The following is a 13,031-nucleotide window of genomic DNA, read 5'->3' as shown; positions in this document are numbered from 1 at the left end:
CGGACGGACCGTGGCGCGACCAGAGCCTACTGGTCCCCCCGTGGTCGTCGTCAGGGCGAAGCGACTCTCACCTGCGGTAGCCGAGCACCGTCATCATCCCGCTCTCCGAGTGGTACAGGTTGTGGCAGTGCAGCATCCACAGCCCGGGGTTGTCCGCGTCCAGGTCGACCACCAGCTTCCGGTGCGGGAGCACGATCGCGGTGTCCTTCCTGGCGCCCGCGCCGTCCAGGCCGGCGAGGGCGAAGGTGTGCCCGTGCAGGTGCATCGGATGCCACATGTCGGTGGCGTTGATGAGGGTGAGGCGAACCCGTTCGCCGGCCCGCACGGCATGGCGCCGCTGCGGCGAGTAGGGCTGGTGGTCGAAGCCCCAGTCGTACTTCTCCATGCCGCCGGTGATGCGGATGCGCAGCTCGCGGTCGGGCTCCCGGTCCTCGAGGGCCACCGACTCGTCCGGCACCAGGCGCCGGGCGGACACGGTCCGTCCGTCCAGTTCGTCCGGGCGGGCCGTGACCGGTGGGAGCGTCCGCGCTCCCTTGCCCGTACGCAGCACGGCGAGGGCCCGCCCCCTCTTCCCCTCGGCCAGCGCCACCAAGGGAAAGACACCGTCCCGGGCGGTGACGAGAACGTCGTACCGCTCCGCCATCCCGACGAGCAGGGCGTCGGTCCTCCTGTGTTGCACGGGATAGCCGTCGGTGTGCGTCACCGTCATGGTGTGACCGCCCAGGACGACACGGAAGGCCGTCTCCGCCCCGGCGTTGATGATGCGCACCCGGATGCGGTCGCCGGGGCGGCAGCGGAACACCGACGGGTTCTCGGGCAGACGGCCGTTGACCAGGTAGTGGGGGTAGGCGACGTGGCCGGCCCGTCCGTGCAGCATCCGGCTGCGGGCCCGGTGCAGCACCCGGGAGGGACCCGCGGCCTTCCGGCCGGGTGTCGGATGCGTCGACCCGCCTCGGCCGGACCCCGGGCCCGAGTGGCCCGCACCCGTCCCCGCGTGTCCCGAGCCCCTCGCGTCATCCGGCCTGAGCTGGTCCAGTACCTCTTCGGGGGTGGAGCCCTCCACGCCGTCGAGCCAGTCGTCCAGCACGACGATCCATTCCGCGTCGTAGGCCAGGGGCTCGCGCGGGTCGTCGACGACCAGCGGCGCGTACAGGGCCCGGTCCGACTGCATCCCGACGTGGGAGTGCATGAGATACGTCCCCGGGTGGGGGACCGTGAAGCGGTAGCGGAAGTCGGTCCCGGGCCGGACGGGCGGCTGGGTGAGGTCGGCGACCCCGTCCATGTCACAGCGCAGCCGGACCCCGTGCGAATGCAGTGCCGTCACGGCCGGCAGCCGGTTGGCGAGGGTCACGTCGAGCACCTCGCCGGCGCTCGCGCGCACCAGTGGCCCCGGAAGCGCCTCGTCGTACGCCCACGTCCGGACGGTACGCCCGCCCAGGTCGAGCGACGCCTCGGCCGCGGTGATGCGGTACGTGCGAACCGGCCCGGAACCGCGGGCGCGCTCGGCCGCGAGCACCTCCGGGTCGGACGGGTTGACGTACCCCCGTGGGCCGTCCGGGACGAACGTCTGCCTGCTGCCGTATCCCCGGGGGCCGGAGCGCGGCTCACGGTCCGGGCCGGTGCAGGAGGACAGCAGGCCCCCGCCGGACGCGGCGAGTGAGGCGCGCAGCAGGGTGCGCCGAGAAGGATTGGGCATGCCTCCATGAGACAGGCAACGTGATCATGCAGCCCGTCGACTCCGCCGAATGCCCGCGGTGCCGGTGCGAATTCCACCGGCAGGCGGAACCCGTGCGTCAGGGGCGCTCGAACAGCTGGAGGAGGCCGCCGACGGAGAAGCATCCGGCGCCGAGGAGGGTGCCCCAGTCGGCGATGTCGGCGTTGATCAGGCTGCCGGTGGCGGGGCGGGTGTAGGCGGCGAGTGCCGAGATCATGAAGAGGACCGAGCCGAGCTGGTTCACCGCGACGATCCACCAGCCGAGGCTGCGCCGGCGCAGACAGGGCCACCCGCGGTGGCAGATCTCCACGAAGGCGAGGTGACCGGAGATCAGGAACAGCAGGCAGCCGATCACGTCCGGGGCCCACACGAGCCGGTTGGTCTGCCGCACGCTCAGCCCCTGCAGGAAGGAGTCGAGCAGGTCGACGGCGAACACCAGCGTGCCCGCGAAGAGGACGAACGTGCTCAGCCAGTCCACCCGCGTGGGCTCGTAGCTCCACCAGCGCCAGTCGCGGGTGAACAGCCGTCCGTCGCCGCCGGGTCGATGACGCGGGGCGTTGACGACCTGGAGCAGACTGACGTAGCCGCCGGTGTTGAAGAACAGGCCGCCGGCGAAGTAGACGGAGGCGCAGGTGGTGGCATCCCCGGAGCCGAACTGGGCGACGGCGGCACCGGCGGCGAACAGCGCGCCGCCGATGACGAAGGCGGTCGCCGCGATCGCGTTGAGTCTGCGCATCCCGGCGAGTGCGCGCTCGCCGACGCCGGTGTGCCGGCCGGCCGGCACACCGGCCGGACGGGCCGCGAGGATGCCGCGGCGCCGGGCGGGCCTCGACTCCCACACGGCGGTGCCGCCGCCGGGCGGCTGCCAGGTGAGCCGGGTGGTGAACGGTCCCGCGCCTTCGGCGCGCTGCTCGGCAGGGGTCATGCCGGCGGAAGGGCGACAGTGCTGAACACGCCTCGACTCTGCCAGAGCCGATGCCGCGAAACGGTCATTTGCCGGCGTCCATCCGTATGAGGGCGGTGCCGTGGGGGATTCCTCGCGCGACCGGTGACGGGGCCGGTCAGGAGTTCACCGCCGGATCGTCGGCACGCACCGAGGCGTCCGGCGCCAACTTCAGGCCCGCCGCCGCGAGGAAGTCCTCGAGACCGATGACCCCGGCGCGGGTGCCGTCGTCCCACTCGGTCAGGAGCCCCGAGCGGCCGTCCTCCCAGGACTCCGGAGTGTCGGCGTCGTCGCCGGGGCCGGTGTGCCACTCGACGGAGCCCTGACCGTGCCGGTACCGGAGATACAGGTACTGGCCGTCCGCCGTCCAGGCGTCCCACTGTGACGGGTGTCCCGCACACGTCTGCACGACCCTGGTCAGCTTCCCAACCTCAGCCATGGCAATACTCGTTGTCTCTCGTTTCCGCGACCTGTCTCGGCACCGGACGAAGGCTACAGAGTCGGTGGCGAGCCGCCGCCTTCCGCCGGCACGTCGTTCAGTCCGTCGGATGGTCGAGACCGGCGTCGCGGGCCAGGAGGGCGGCCTGGACCCGGTTGGTGACGTCCAGGCTGGCGAAGATGCGGCTGACGTGGGCTTTGACGGTGCTCTCACGCATGCGCAGACGGGTGGCGATCTCGGCGTTGGTCCAGCCGTGGGCGAGCAGGGCCAGCACGTCGCGTTCGCGTGGAGTGAGCCGCTGAAGCCTGGCCCGGGCCGCGGCGGTCTGCGGTCTGTGGGCGTGGTGGTAACGGTCGATGAGGCGGCGCGCGGCGCTGGGGTGGAGCATGGCTGATCCGGCGGCGACGAGGTGGACGGCCCGCAGGATCTCCGCGGGGTCGGTGTCTTTCAGGAGGAAGCCGTCGGCTCCGGCCGCCAGGGCGTCGTAGACGTACTCGTCGAGGTCGAAGGTGGTCAGGGTGATCACCTTCGGAGGCCGGGTCAGGGCGCGCAGGTGTGCGGTGGCGGTGATGCCGTCCATGCGGGGCATGCGCACGTCGACCAGGGCGACATCGATGGGGTGGGCGGTGGCCAGCTCGACGGCGTGCAGCCCGTCCGTGGCCTGGGCGACGACCTCGATGCTGTCGTCGCCCTCGAGGAGGTCGGAGAGACCGAGGCTGACGAGGGCGTCGTCGTCGGCGATCAGGACGCGGATCACGGGCGGGCACCGTTCTGCCCGGGAGCGGGCGGGTGGGGGATGCGAGCGGACAGTCGCCAGGCACCGGCGCCACCGGGACCGGCGTGCAGGTGGCCGCCGAGGGCGGTGACGCGCTCGCGCAGGCCCACCAGGCCGAACCCGGACTCGACAGGCGCCGCGGCGCCGGTACCCGGGGTGTTGACGATCTCCACGGTAGTGGCGGGCGGTCTCCAGTCGAGCCGAACGGTCACCGGCGCTCCATGGGCGTGCTTGCGGGCGTTGGAGAGGGCTTCCTGGACGATCCGGTAGACAGCCAGGCGATGCGCGGCCGGGGCCGACCCGGCCGGCCCGGACACGGTGAAGGCGATCTGCTGTCCTGCCGCGCGTGCCTCCTCCACCAGACCGTCCACCTCGCGCAGGACCGGAGCGGTCGAAGCAGATCTCACCCTCGACCAGGTCGAAACGATCATGGACCGGTGCCTGGAGCTGCTCCAGCCCGGCGGCACCCTCACCTACTTCGCCTACCTGGGCACCCGCAAGGCCCGTCACCTGCTCTCCAGCCGCGCCGAGACCCGCCGTCACCGGGCGGTCGAAGAGCTCCTGGCCGACTACCAACGCCGGTACGCCACCGGGCGCTGGGCCGTCTGGGCCAACCTTCCCCCGGCCAAGGTGTGGCAGCTCCGACGCCCCGCGACCCCCACCACCGCCACCCCGCGCACCCGGGCCGCGGACATCACGGCATGAGCACCCTGTCCGGCCTCCTGAGCGACGTTCCCGCCCCCGCCGCCTACCTGGTCCTCGCGGCCGCCGTGCTGGCCGAATCCCTCCTGCTGATCGGCGCCTTCGTCCCCACTCTGACCCTGCTGCTCACCGCCGGCGCCCTCGCCCGTGCCGGACACCTGCACCTGCTGCCCGTCATCGCCGTCACCGCCGGCGCCGTCGTCACCGGGGACTTCCTGGCCCATCGCACCGGACGCGTACTCGGCGCCCGCCTGCGCACCGGCGGCCCAGGCCACCACATCCCGACGGCCACCTGGCAGCGCGCCGAGCACCTGATGGCCCGCCACGGCGGCCAGGCCCTGCTCCTCACCCGCTTCGTCCCCGTGATCCGCACCCTGACCCCCCACCTGGCCGGCGCCACCCACCTGCCCTACCGGCGCATCGCCCCCTACAGCGCACTTGCCGCGCCCGTGTGGGCGACAGCGGAAGCCGGCGCCGGCTACGCGGCCGCGGCCTCCCTGCAGCGCGCACTTGCCTGGGGCGCTCCGTTGCTCGCAGCGCTCGCCGTAGCGGCGGCCGGTTCCGTGTACTGGACGAGAACGCGTCATCGCCGCCGGACCGGCCGAACCGGATCACCTGGCCAGGAGACTCATCCACGCCCCTGAGGCGGGCGGGGCCGGCGGTGACGGTTGTGCTCGGCCCCGCAGGCGACCGCCAGACACACCGCTCCGGCAGACATCGAGCCGAAGAAGATCCCTTCGAACAGCGGGCTGTTCGCGCCCTCGACGGTGCCGTCCTCACGCGTGCACGACTTCTCGAAGGGGAAGCGGGCCGTGTGCAGGTCCCCGCAGACATTCGGCAGGTCCTCATGGAGCACGCTCGCGTTGACCCAGGACAGTGCCCACAGGAGGAAGAAGACCCCGGCGAAGGCGCAGACGGCCCCCCACAGTCGGTTCAACTGCGCATCATCCATGCCGGTGTTCGTCATCTGCCGGAGCGTACCGGGCCGTTCCGACGCCTCGACCCCGCAGCCCTGTCCCGGATGGCCACGGCCCTCGCCGCCCCCGCCCCCGACGCCCCCACTCGTCGCCGCGTCACCACAGCCGGGTGCCCGGGGCGCCCTTGATCGGTCCCTGCACCTCCGCGGTGATCCAGCCGCCGTAGAAGTCACCGTCCTGCGCCGTGACCTCCTCCCCGTCGACCGTGCAGCGGTCCATGCGGCTCGGATAGAAGGCGAAGAAGTCGGCCAGGGACGCGTAGCCGGGCTCGGGACGGGGGTAGCTCCAGGCGGCACCAGCACGCACGGCGTCTCCGACGATGACGTCCCAGTAACGGGCTGAGCCCTTCCACTCGCACCAGGTCCGCTCAGCGATCGCCGGGAAGAGAAGCTCCGCCCGTACATCCCGCGGAGGGATGTAGAACACAGGGGGATGGCTGGTCTCCAGTACCCGGACGGCCCTGCGGGTCTCGGCCACCACCTGGCCGGCCCACTCCACCCGTACCTCACGGTCGTCCTCCCGCATCACGGGCGGCCGCGGGTAGTCCCACACCGACTCCGGCGGCCGCGGAGCGGGACGCCGCCCCGGCCATTCCGGCGGGTCCAGATACATCTCGTCCTCGTAGCACCAGGCCCATGGCCGGTCACCTGCCAGGGCGCGTGCCACGGGGTGTGCGCTGGCGTCGAAGTGGGCCGTGGCGTGAGCGCCGGGAGAACTGTCACTGCAGCCCACATGGCCGCAGGTCAGGCACAGCAGGAGAGCGGCGGGTGTGCGTCCGCGCGCCGCGCAGGCCGGGCACGTCCGAGTCAGCGGGGGCGGGTCCGCCGTCCAGGTGTGGGAGCAGGGTTTCCCCGAGGGCCGTCCGCCGTCGGGCCGGGGCGTCCACCTCGTCATCGGTGATCACCGGCCCGTGCCGTCGGCCACACGCTTCTCGGCGGCACTGCGCCCCGGCCCACGCCCGTGTCGGTCATGTTCTCTCCTCTGCGGTTCCCTCGTTCCTCCACTGCTTCGTCCCGACACCGCACGCGAGATGCAGTCACCGGGCAGGGGATGCGCGGGGCGGGCGCGCCGAGCCGCGCCCGGGCGGCCCGGTCCGTCCGCGCCTGTCACTTGCCCTGGAGTGCGCTCGAAGTCGTAGCGTCGAAAACACGAGGGAGCGCGAGCCCCGAGGATGATCAAGCGTGCAGGGAAGGCTGGGACACGACATGCGAAAGCGCAGTCTGCGGGATCTGCAGGTATCGGCCGTCGGCCTGGGGTGCATGGGCATGTCGGCCTTCTACGGAACCACCGACCAGGAGGAGGCCGTCGCGACGATCCGGCACGCCCTCGACCTCGGGGTGAACTTCCTCGACACCGCGCAGGTGTACGGTCCGCTCACCAACGAGTCCCTCGTCGGAGAGGCGATCCGGGGGCGCCGCGACGACTATGTGATCGCGACGAAGTTCAACTACCGGATGGACGACGCCGTACCGGGCGACGGCAGCACGGTCGGCCCGCAGGACGGCTCGGCCGAACACGTCCGCAGCTCCGTCCACGGCTCCCTGAAGCGTCTGGGAACCGACCACATCGACCTGTACTACCAGCACCGGGTCGACCCGAACGTGCCGATCGAGGAGACGGTCGGCGCACTGGGCGAACTGGTCGCCGAGGGCAAGGTGCGCTGCATCGGACTGAGCGAGGCGAGCGCCCGGACGATCCGGCGAGCGCACGCCGTGCACCCGGTCACGGCGGTGCAGAGCGAGTACTCGCTGTGGTCGCGGGACGTGGAGGCCGAGGTGCTGCCCGCCTGCAGGGAGCTGGGCATCGGCTTCGTACCGTACTCACCTCTCGGCCGGGGCTTCCTCGCCGGACGGTTCACCTCGCCGGACGACCTGGACGTCGACGACTGGCGCCGCCAGAACCCGCGCTTCCAGGACGCCAACCTGGAGGCGAACCTGCGGCTGGCGGCGAAGGTGAAGGAGATCGCCGCCGAGAAGGACGTCACGCCGGCTCAGCTCGCCCTCGCGTGGGTGCTGGCCCAGGGCGAGGACCTGGTGCCGATCCCGGGCACCAAGCGCCGCACCTACCTGGAGCAGAACGCGGCCGCCGTCGACGTCGACCTGACGAAGGACGACCTGGCCCGCATCGACGCGGAGCTGCCCGAAGCGGCCGGCGAGCGGTACGACGAGGCAGGCATGCGGTCCGTCAACCGTTAGGCACGGTCCGGAGCGGCACGGCACCCACCGGGCTGGTGGGGGTCAGGCGGGGATGTCGAGCGGGGGACGCTCGAGCACGCGGGGTTTGTACTCGACCAGCTGGATGCGGCCGTCGAAGGTGCGGTGCTCGGTCATGTCGAGGGCGACGTCGGGATAGCCGTCGTAGATGCGCTCCTCGCCCGTGACCCCGGTGATCACCGGGAACATGACGACCCGGAAGCGGTCGACGAGTCCGGCGCGGAGCAGGGACCGGCACAGGCTGAGGCTGCCGATCGTGGTGAGGAGCCCGGAGCCGCCGGACTTCATGCTGCGGACCGTCTCGACGGCGTCGCCGCGGACGAGTGTGCAGTTGGCCCACGTGAGTGGCTCCTGGAGCGTGGAGGAGAACACCACCTTGGTCGCCTGCGTGAGCTCGTCGACGGACGCTTCTTCCTCGGGCCTGAACTCGTCCTGGCCCTCCGGGACCTGGCCTGCGGCGAAGCCCGACATCAGGCGGTAGGTGTTCGCTCCCATCAGGTAGGTGGCCTCGGGCTGCTCGCCGAGCCATGCGAGGTACTCCGGGCCCTCCAGACCCCAGAACCCGGGCCAACCCTTTCCCGAGGCGTGACCGTCGAGAGAGGTGATGAAGTCGATGAGAAGCTCGGACATGTCGGAGTCCTTTCCTGAGGTGTCACGAGCTTGGACCGCCCGCGTGCCGCAAACTCATCGGCCGCGCTGTGGAGTGACCGGAAAGGCCTATGACAGCGGTAGCCGGTCCCTCCATCCGGGCCGTCATAGGGCGTCGCCGCCCCGTCGTTCCGTCGAGAAGGTACGGGCACTGGGCACCAGGGCGGCGGTGGCGGGTGCCGCGAAGCAGACGAGTGCGCAGCCCGCGAGGACCGCTGTGGCGCCGAACGCGTCGATGGCGGGGGCGATGACGGCGAGTCCGACCGGGGCGAGGCCGTAGGAGAGCAGGAAGTCCAGGGACGAGACGCGGGCCAGTTTGTCCGGGGCGACTTCGCGCTGGGCGGCGGTGAACCACGGCACGTTGAACAGCTCGATGCCGATGCCGGCGACCGCGTAGGCAGCCATGACGACGACCGGGTGCACGGGGAACACCAGGCTGAGCGGGGCGAAGCCGTAGGAGGCCAGGCCGGCGAGGGCCGCCCGGCCGGGGGAGCGCGGACGCCAGCGGGCCATGAGCAGCGCACCCCCGAGCGCTCCGGCGGTGTAGGCGGTCATCGCACCCGCGAGAACGACCTCGGTCCCGTACGCGTCCCTGCTGACCATGGGCAGGGCGACGCCGGTCGCGGAGTAGCCGGTGGCTATGACGGCTGTCAGCGCGCCCAGACCCGCGAGGAACCAGGGGTGCCTGCGCGCCTCGCGGACCCCCTCCGTGAACTCGGACAGGAAGGACGCCCTGCCCGGCCCGGGCCAAGGCTCCGGCGTGTCGTCCGCAGCCCCGGGCCGTGCGCCGCGCCCGGGAACGCAGGCCGCGACGAGCCACAGCAGTCCGACGCCCCACAGCAGCGCCCATGTGTCCAGGAAGACGGCGAGCAGCGCGGCCAGGGAAGGGCCCACGAGGGTGGTGACCCGTACCGCCAGGGTCATGGCGGCATTGGCCTGCTGCCTGCGACCCGCGTCGACCACCTCGGCGGTGAGGGCCTGGTAGGCGGGTCGGCAGGCGCCCTGGCCCGCTCCCGACACCGCGGCAGCCACCGCCATCAGCAGCACCGAGCGTCCCAGCCCGGCGGCGAGCACAGGGGCGGCGGCTCCGGCGGCGAGCCCCGCCCACAGCACGACGCCCCGGCGGGAGTGCCGGTCGGCCAGTACTCCGGCCACGGGCACCGCGGCGAGGAAACCGACCGTACGCGCGGCGAGCAGCAGGCCGAGGTCGGTGGCGGCCAGGGTCCGGTCGAAGACCGCGAGACCGAGGACGAAGGGCAGGGCCCAGGTGGCCAGGCCCGAGGCCGTGGCGCCCGTCCAGAGGCGGAGGAAGGGCACGTCGAGAAGGACCGAGCGCTGCTCGGAGGGAGGGGACTCGGCTGTGGTGGGGGTGGAGGGGGTGGGCACGGAGGAGTGCTCCTGTTCCTGTCGGCGGCGGTGGATCGGCCGCGATCCGGCTGCAAGGGGCCTGCCCTGCACGGAAGTTGTGCAACGGGGCCGGCCGTGGCGGACGGCGGGCAGCGCGGCGCGGACGTCACACTATCGCACTGATAATCATTTCCATTAGAGTGCTGCCGGCCGCCCGATCGCACCGCGGTCGCCGGCCGGTCCGCACTTGCGTGGCAGGCCAGAGCGCGTGCTAGGTTCTGCACATGAACATGATTTTCATTAACGAGGGGACGTGACGGTGCCGCACCCGCCTCCACTCGCGGGACCCGAGTCCTCGCCTGACGTGAGCGCGGAGGTCACTCCCCCCGAGGCGTCGGCGCCCCGGCCCGAGAAGGCTGTGCGCGCTCGCCTCGCGTCCCGCAAGGTGCTGATCCTCGGTTGCGCCGGGCCGGCCGCCGTCCTGTTGGTGTCCGTCGTCGTCGCCATCGGGCTCGGGCCGGCGGTCGTCACCCCTGGTGAGACCGCTCGCCACCTGTGGGCGGCTCTCAGCGGAGGGCGCATCGGAGCCGACGAGGTGACGACCTACCAGATCATCTGGCAGATCCGCACACCGCGTGTGCTGCTCGCGGCACTGGTGGGGGCCGGGCTGAGTGCGGTCGGAGTCGCGATCCAGGCCTTGGTGCGCAACGCCTTGGCCGACCCCTTCGTCCTCGGGGTCTCCTCGGGCGCCTCCGTGGGTGCGGTCGGGGTCACGGTCACCGGTGGGCTCGCGGTGCTCGGCATCCACGCCGTCTCCGTCGGCGCCTTCGCCGGCGCACTCGCCGCCTCGCTCCTGGTGTACGCCGCCTCCTCCAGTCGCGGCGCGCTGTCCCCGCTGCGCCTCGTGCTGACGGGCGTGGCCATGTCGTCGGGATTCCAGGCTGTCATGAGCCTGATCATCTACCTCGCGCCGGACGGCGAGGCGACGAGCATGGTCCTGTACTGGACCATGGGCAGCTTCGGCGCCGCGACCTGGAGCGCGCTGCCCGTCGTCGCCGTCGTCGTGCTGGCCGGTCTCGCGGTGCTGTACCGACACGGGCGGGCGCTGGACGTGCTGTCGCTCGGGGACGAGACCGCCTCCAGCCTCGGCTTCGATCCCGACCGGCACCGCAAGATGCTGCTCGTGCTCGTTTCCCTGGTGACGGGCGTCATGGTCGCCGTCAGCGGCGCCATCGCCTTCGTCGGTCTGGTGATGCCGCATGTGGTGCGGATGGTCGTCGGTGCCACGCACGCCCGCGTCCTCGCCGTGGCCCCCCTGGTCGGGGCGATCTTCATGGTGTGGGTCGACCTGGCGGCACGGACCCTGGTGGCCCCGCGCGAGCTGCCGCTGGGAGTCATCACCGCGCTCGTGGGGGTGCCGGTCTTCATCGCCCTGATGCGGCGCCGGGGCTACACCTTCGGAGGGCGCTGACGTGGACCTGGAACTCGATCAGCTCTCCGTGGTGACGGACGGCAGGAGCCTGGTGAGCGGGTTGTCCCTCACGGTGCCGGACGGTCGGGTCGTGGGGCTCGTGGGGCCCAATGGAAGCGGCAAGTCCACGGCGCTGCGGTGCGTCTACCGGGCACTGCGGCCCACTTCCGGAACCGTCTGGGTGGGGGAGCAGGACCTGACGCGGCTCCCCATGCGCGACAGCGCCCGGACCATCGCGGCCATGACCCAGGACGGCGGCGTCGACGTCGACTTCACGGTCGAGGAGGTCGTCGCGCTCGGACGCGCGCCCCATCTGCGCGGCAACCGGGCACTCGGTGGCCGGGAACGCGAGCTGTGCGAGCGGGCGATGGAACGACTCGACATCGGACACCTCGCACACCGGGGCGTTCTCACGCTGTCGGGTGGCGAGCGCCAGCGTGTCCTGCTGGCCCGCGCCCTCGTGCAGGAACCGGAGATCCTCGTCCTGGACGAGCCGACCAACCACCTGGACGTCCGCCACCAGGTCGACCTGCTGACGCTGTTGCGCTCCTCCGGGCTCACCGTCCTGGTCGTCCTGCACGACCTCAACCTCGCCGCGGCGGCCTGCGACCGGCTCGGCGTGCTCTCCCGAGGCCGCCTGGTGGCCTCCGGGGCGCCCGCGGACGTGCTGACGACCGACCTCGTCGGTGACGTCTTCGGCGTCCGGGCCAGCGTCGTCCCCCACCCGCTGACCGGCGCTCCCCAACTGCTGTATGCGCTCAACTCCACCCGCTGAAAGGCTGTTCACGCATGGGTACAACCCGAAACCCCGCCGCGGTCCGAAGGCCCGCCGCTCTCGGCTCCGCGCTGGCCGCGGTGCTGGTGCTCAGCGGATGCGGTGCCGAGGTCGAGTCGGACGCCAAGGAGTCCGGCAAGGTCACCGTCAAGCGGTGCGGTGAACCGGTCCCGTACACGGTGCCCGAGCGGGCCGTGGCCTACGAAGGCGGCAGCGCGGACAAGCTGTTCGCCCTCGGCCTGACCGAGCACGTGCACGGCTACGTGATGCCGCCCGCCAACCCGCCGGTGAGTGAGTCCCCTTGGGCGTCCGACTACGCGAAGGTGAAGATGCTCAGCGACGACCTCCTGAACAAGGAGGTCGTGGTCGAGGCCAAGGCCGACTTCGTGGTGGCGGGCTGGAACTCCGGCTTCAAGGACGAGCGGGGCATCACACCCAAGATCCTGGACAAGCTCGGCATCCAGAGCTTCATGCACACCGAGAGCTGCTTCAACTACCCGGGGCACCCCGAGAAGATGAGCCCCTTCCAGGCTCTCTACACCGACCTCGAACGGCTGGGCAAGATCTTCCGGGTCGAGCAGAAGGCCACGGACGTCGTGGACGGGTTGAAGAAGCGCGTGGCAGAGGTCGAGGCCAAGGCCCCGGACGGCGATCCCGTGCCCGTCTTCCTCTACGACTCCGGCACCGACCAGCCGTTCACCGCAGGCAACCAGGTACCACCCAACGACATCATCAAGACGGCCGGCGGCAGGAACGTCTTCGACGGCCTCGACGAGCGCTGGACCCAGGTCACCTGGGAATCCGTGGCCGAAGCCGAGCCCGAGGTCATCGTCATCCTCGACTACGGCGACCTGCCCGCCGAGAAGAAGATCGACTTCCTGCGGAAGTCCCCGCACACCCGGGAACTCCCGGCCGTGAAGAGGGGCAACTTCTTCGTCCTCGACTACAACGAGGGCATCAGCGGCCCCCGCAACATCGACGGCCTGGAGAAGTTCGGCGCCTACCTGCGCGAACTCAAGGGCTGAGT

At 71.6% G+C, this 13,031-nt stretch carries 13 protein-coding genes and 2 pseudogenes; 6 read left to right on the top strand and 9 right to left on the bottom strand.

The annotated features are described in order from the left end of the window. Positions 1–67 precede the first annotated feature (67 nt). The 5 genes and pseudogenes from ACZ4M5_RS14965 to ACZ4M5_RS14945 all read right to left on the bottom strand — a co-directional run. Positions 68–1,696 (bottom strand): multicopper oxidase family protein, encoded by a 1,629-nt coding sequence (locus ACZ4M5_RS14965; protein ID WP_467736716.1) that lies wholly within the window; start codon positions 1,694–1,696, stop codon positions 68–70. A 97-nt stretch (positions 1,697–1,793) separates the two neighbouring features. Then, on the bottom strand, positions 1,794–2,639 hold the full coding sequence (locus ACZ4M5_RS14960; protein ID WP_467736715.1) for a hypothetical protein: 846 nt from the start codon (positions 2,637–2,639) through the stop codon (positions 1,794–1,796). Between the two features lie 136 nt (positions 2,640–2,775). Beyond that, on the bottom strand, positions 2,776–3,096 hold the full coding sequence (locus ACZ4M5_RS14955) for a hypothetical protein (protein WP_467736713.1): 321 nt from the start codon (positions 3,094–3,096) through the stop codon (positions 2,776–2,778). Positions 3,097–3,193: 97 nt separating this feature from the next. Continuing rightward, positions 3,194–3,853 (bottom strand): response regulator, encoded by a 660-nt coding sequence (locus tag ACZ4M5_RS14950; RefSeq protein WP_467736711.1) that lies wholly within the window; start codon positions 3,851–3,853, stop codon positions 3,194–3,196. Next, positions 3,850–4,272, bottom strand: a pseudogene (locus ACZ4M5_RS14945) (sensor histidine kinase); the annotation flags it as partial. The pseudogene ACZ4M5_RS14945 and the gene ACZ4M5_RS14950, both read right to left, overlap by 4 nt. Positions 4,273–4,285: 13 nt before the next feature. Between ACZ4M5_RS14945 and ACZ4M5_RS14940 the strand changes: the two are divergent. Together ACZ4M5_RS14940 and ACZ4M5_RS14935 are read left to right on the top strand one after the other, a co-directional pair. After that, positions 4,286–4,576: pseudogene (locus tag ACZ4M5_RS14940) on the top strand (translation initiation factor IF-2); the annotation flags it as partial. Next, positions 4,573–5,217 carry a DedA family protein gene (locus tag ACZ4M5_RS14935; RefSeq protein ID WP_467736709.1) on the top strand — a complete coding sequence of 215 codons (645 nt, stop codon included), beginning with the start codon at positions 4,573–4,575 and terminating at the stop codon, positions 5,215–5,217. The pseudogene ACZ4M5_RS14940 and the gene ACZ4M5_RS14935, both read left to right, overlap by 4 nt. On the opposite strand, the gene ACZ4M5_RS14930 is transcribed toward ACZ4M5_RS14935, so the two are convergent. Together ACZ4M5_RS14930 and ACZ4M5_RS14925 are read right to left on the bottom strand one after the other, a co-directional pair. Then, entirely contained in the window at positions 5,202–5,540 is a 339-nt protein-coding gene (locus ACZ4M5_RS14930) for a hypothetical protein (RefSeq protein ID WP_467736707.1), read from the bottom strand. The genes ACZ4M5_RS14935 and ACZ4M5_RS14930 overlap by 16 nt on opposite strands. 106 nt (positions 5,541–5,646) lie before the next feature. Then, a complete protein-coding gene (locus tag ACZ4M5_RS14925; RefSeq protein ID WP_467736705.1) occupies positions 5,647–6,444 on the bottom strand; it encodes a DUF427 domain-containing protein in 798 nt (265 codons plus the stop codon). 311 nt (positions 6,445–6,755) lie between these two features. On the opposite strand from ACZ4M5_RS14925, the gene ACZ4M5_RS14920 reads away from it, so the two are divergent. After that, positions 6,756–7,745, top strand: coding sequence for an aldo/keto reductase (locus ACZ4M5_RS14920; protein ID WP_467736703.1), 990 nt, complete (start codon positions 6,756–6,758; stop codon positions 7,743–7,745). A 42-nt stretch (positions 7,746–7,787) separates the two neighbouring features. Here ACZ4M5_RS14920 and ACZ4M5_RS14915 read toward each other — a convergent pair whose 3' ends face one another. Both ACZ4M5_RS14915 and ACZ4M5_RS14910 read right to left on the bottom strand, forming a co-directional pair. Beyond that, complete coding sequence (locus ACZ4M5_RS14915; RefSeq protein ID WP_467736701.1) at positions 7,788–8,393, bottom strand: dihydrofolate reductase family protein; 606 nt, start codon at positions 8,391–8,393, stop codon at positions 7,788–7,790. A gap of 123 nt (positions 8,394–8,516) precedes the next feature. Next, complete coding sequence (locus ACZ4M5_RS14910; protein ID WP_467736699.1) at positions 8,517–9,797, bottom strand: MFS transporter; 1,281 nt, start codon at positions 9,795–9,797, stop codon at positions 8,517–8,519. A gap of 412 nt (positions 9,798–10,209) precedes the next feature. On the opposite strand from ACZ4M5_RS14910, the gene ACZ4M5_RS14905 reads away from it, so the two are divergent. Genes ACZ4M5_RS14905 through ACZ4M5_RS14895 form a run of 3 tightly spaced genes read left to right on the top strand, consistent with a single transcriptional unit; the run spans position 10,210 to position 13,029 of the window. Further along, a complete protein-coding gene (locus ACZ4M5_RS14905; RefSeq protein WP_467737354.1) occupies positions 10,210–11,229 on the top strand; it encodes a FecCD family ABC transporter permease in 1,020 nt (339 codons plus the stop codon). A gap of 1 nt (position 11,230) precedes the next feature. Continuing rightward, a complete protein-coding gene (locus ACZ4M5_RS14900; RefSeq protein WP_467736697.1) occupies positions 11,231–12,004 on the top strand; it encodes an ABC transporter ATP-binding protein in 774 nt (257 codons plus the stop codon). Positions 12,005–12,018: 14 nt separating this feature from the next. Continuing rightward, positions 12,019–13,029: an ABC transporter substrate-binding protein gene (locus ACZ4M5_RS14895; RefSeq protein WP_467736695.1), complete on the top strand. Its 1,011-nt coding sequence runs from the start codon at positions 12,019–12,021 to the stop codon at positions 13,027–13,029. Positions 13,030–13,031 lie beyond the last annotated feature (2 nt).

The organism is Streptomyces sp. NPDC026246 (assembly GCF_055567995.1).
This window is presented reverse-complemented; position numbering and strand designations above follow the sequence as displayed.

Coding starts and splice junctions, on each gene's coding strand:
- ACZ4M5_RS14965 (WP_467736716.1), bottom strand. CDS start 1,696: ATGCCCAATCCTTCTCGGCGCACCCTGCTGCGCGCCTCACTCGCCGCG.
- ACZ4M5_RS14955 (WP_467736713.1), bottom strand. CDS start 3,096: ATGGCTGAGGTTGGGAAGCTGACCAGGGTCGTGCAGACGTGTGCGGGA.
- ACZ4M5_RS14935 (WP_467736709.1), top strand. CDS start 4,573: ATGAGCACCCTGTCCGGCCTCCTGAGCGACGTTCCCGCCCCCGCCGCC.
- ACZ4M5_RS14960 (WP_467736715.1), bottom strand. CDS start 2,639: ATGACCCCTGCCGAGCAGCGCGCCGAAGGCGCGGGACCGTTCACCACC.
- ACZ4M5_RS14915 (WP_467736701.1), bottom strand. CDS start 8,393: ATGTCCGAGCTTCTCATCGACTTCATCACCTCTCTCGACGGTCACGCC.
- ACZ4M5_RS14925 (WP_467736705.1), bottom strand. CDS start 6,444: ATGACGAGGTGGACGCCCCGGCCCGACGGCGGACGGCCCTCGGGGAAA.
- ACZ4M5_RS14895 (WP_467736695.1), top strand. CDS start 12,019: ATGGGTACAACCCGAAACCCCGCCGCGGTCCGAAGGCCCGCCGCTCTC.
- ACZ4M5_RS14920 (WP_467736703.1), top strand. CDS start 6,756: ATGCGAAAGCGCAGTCTGCGGGATCTGCAGGTATCGGCCGTCGGCCTG.
- ACZ4M5_RS14930 (WP_467736707.1), bottom strand. CDS start 5,540: ATGACGAACACCGGCATGGATGATGCGCAGTTGAACCGACTGTGGGGG.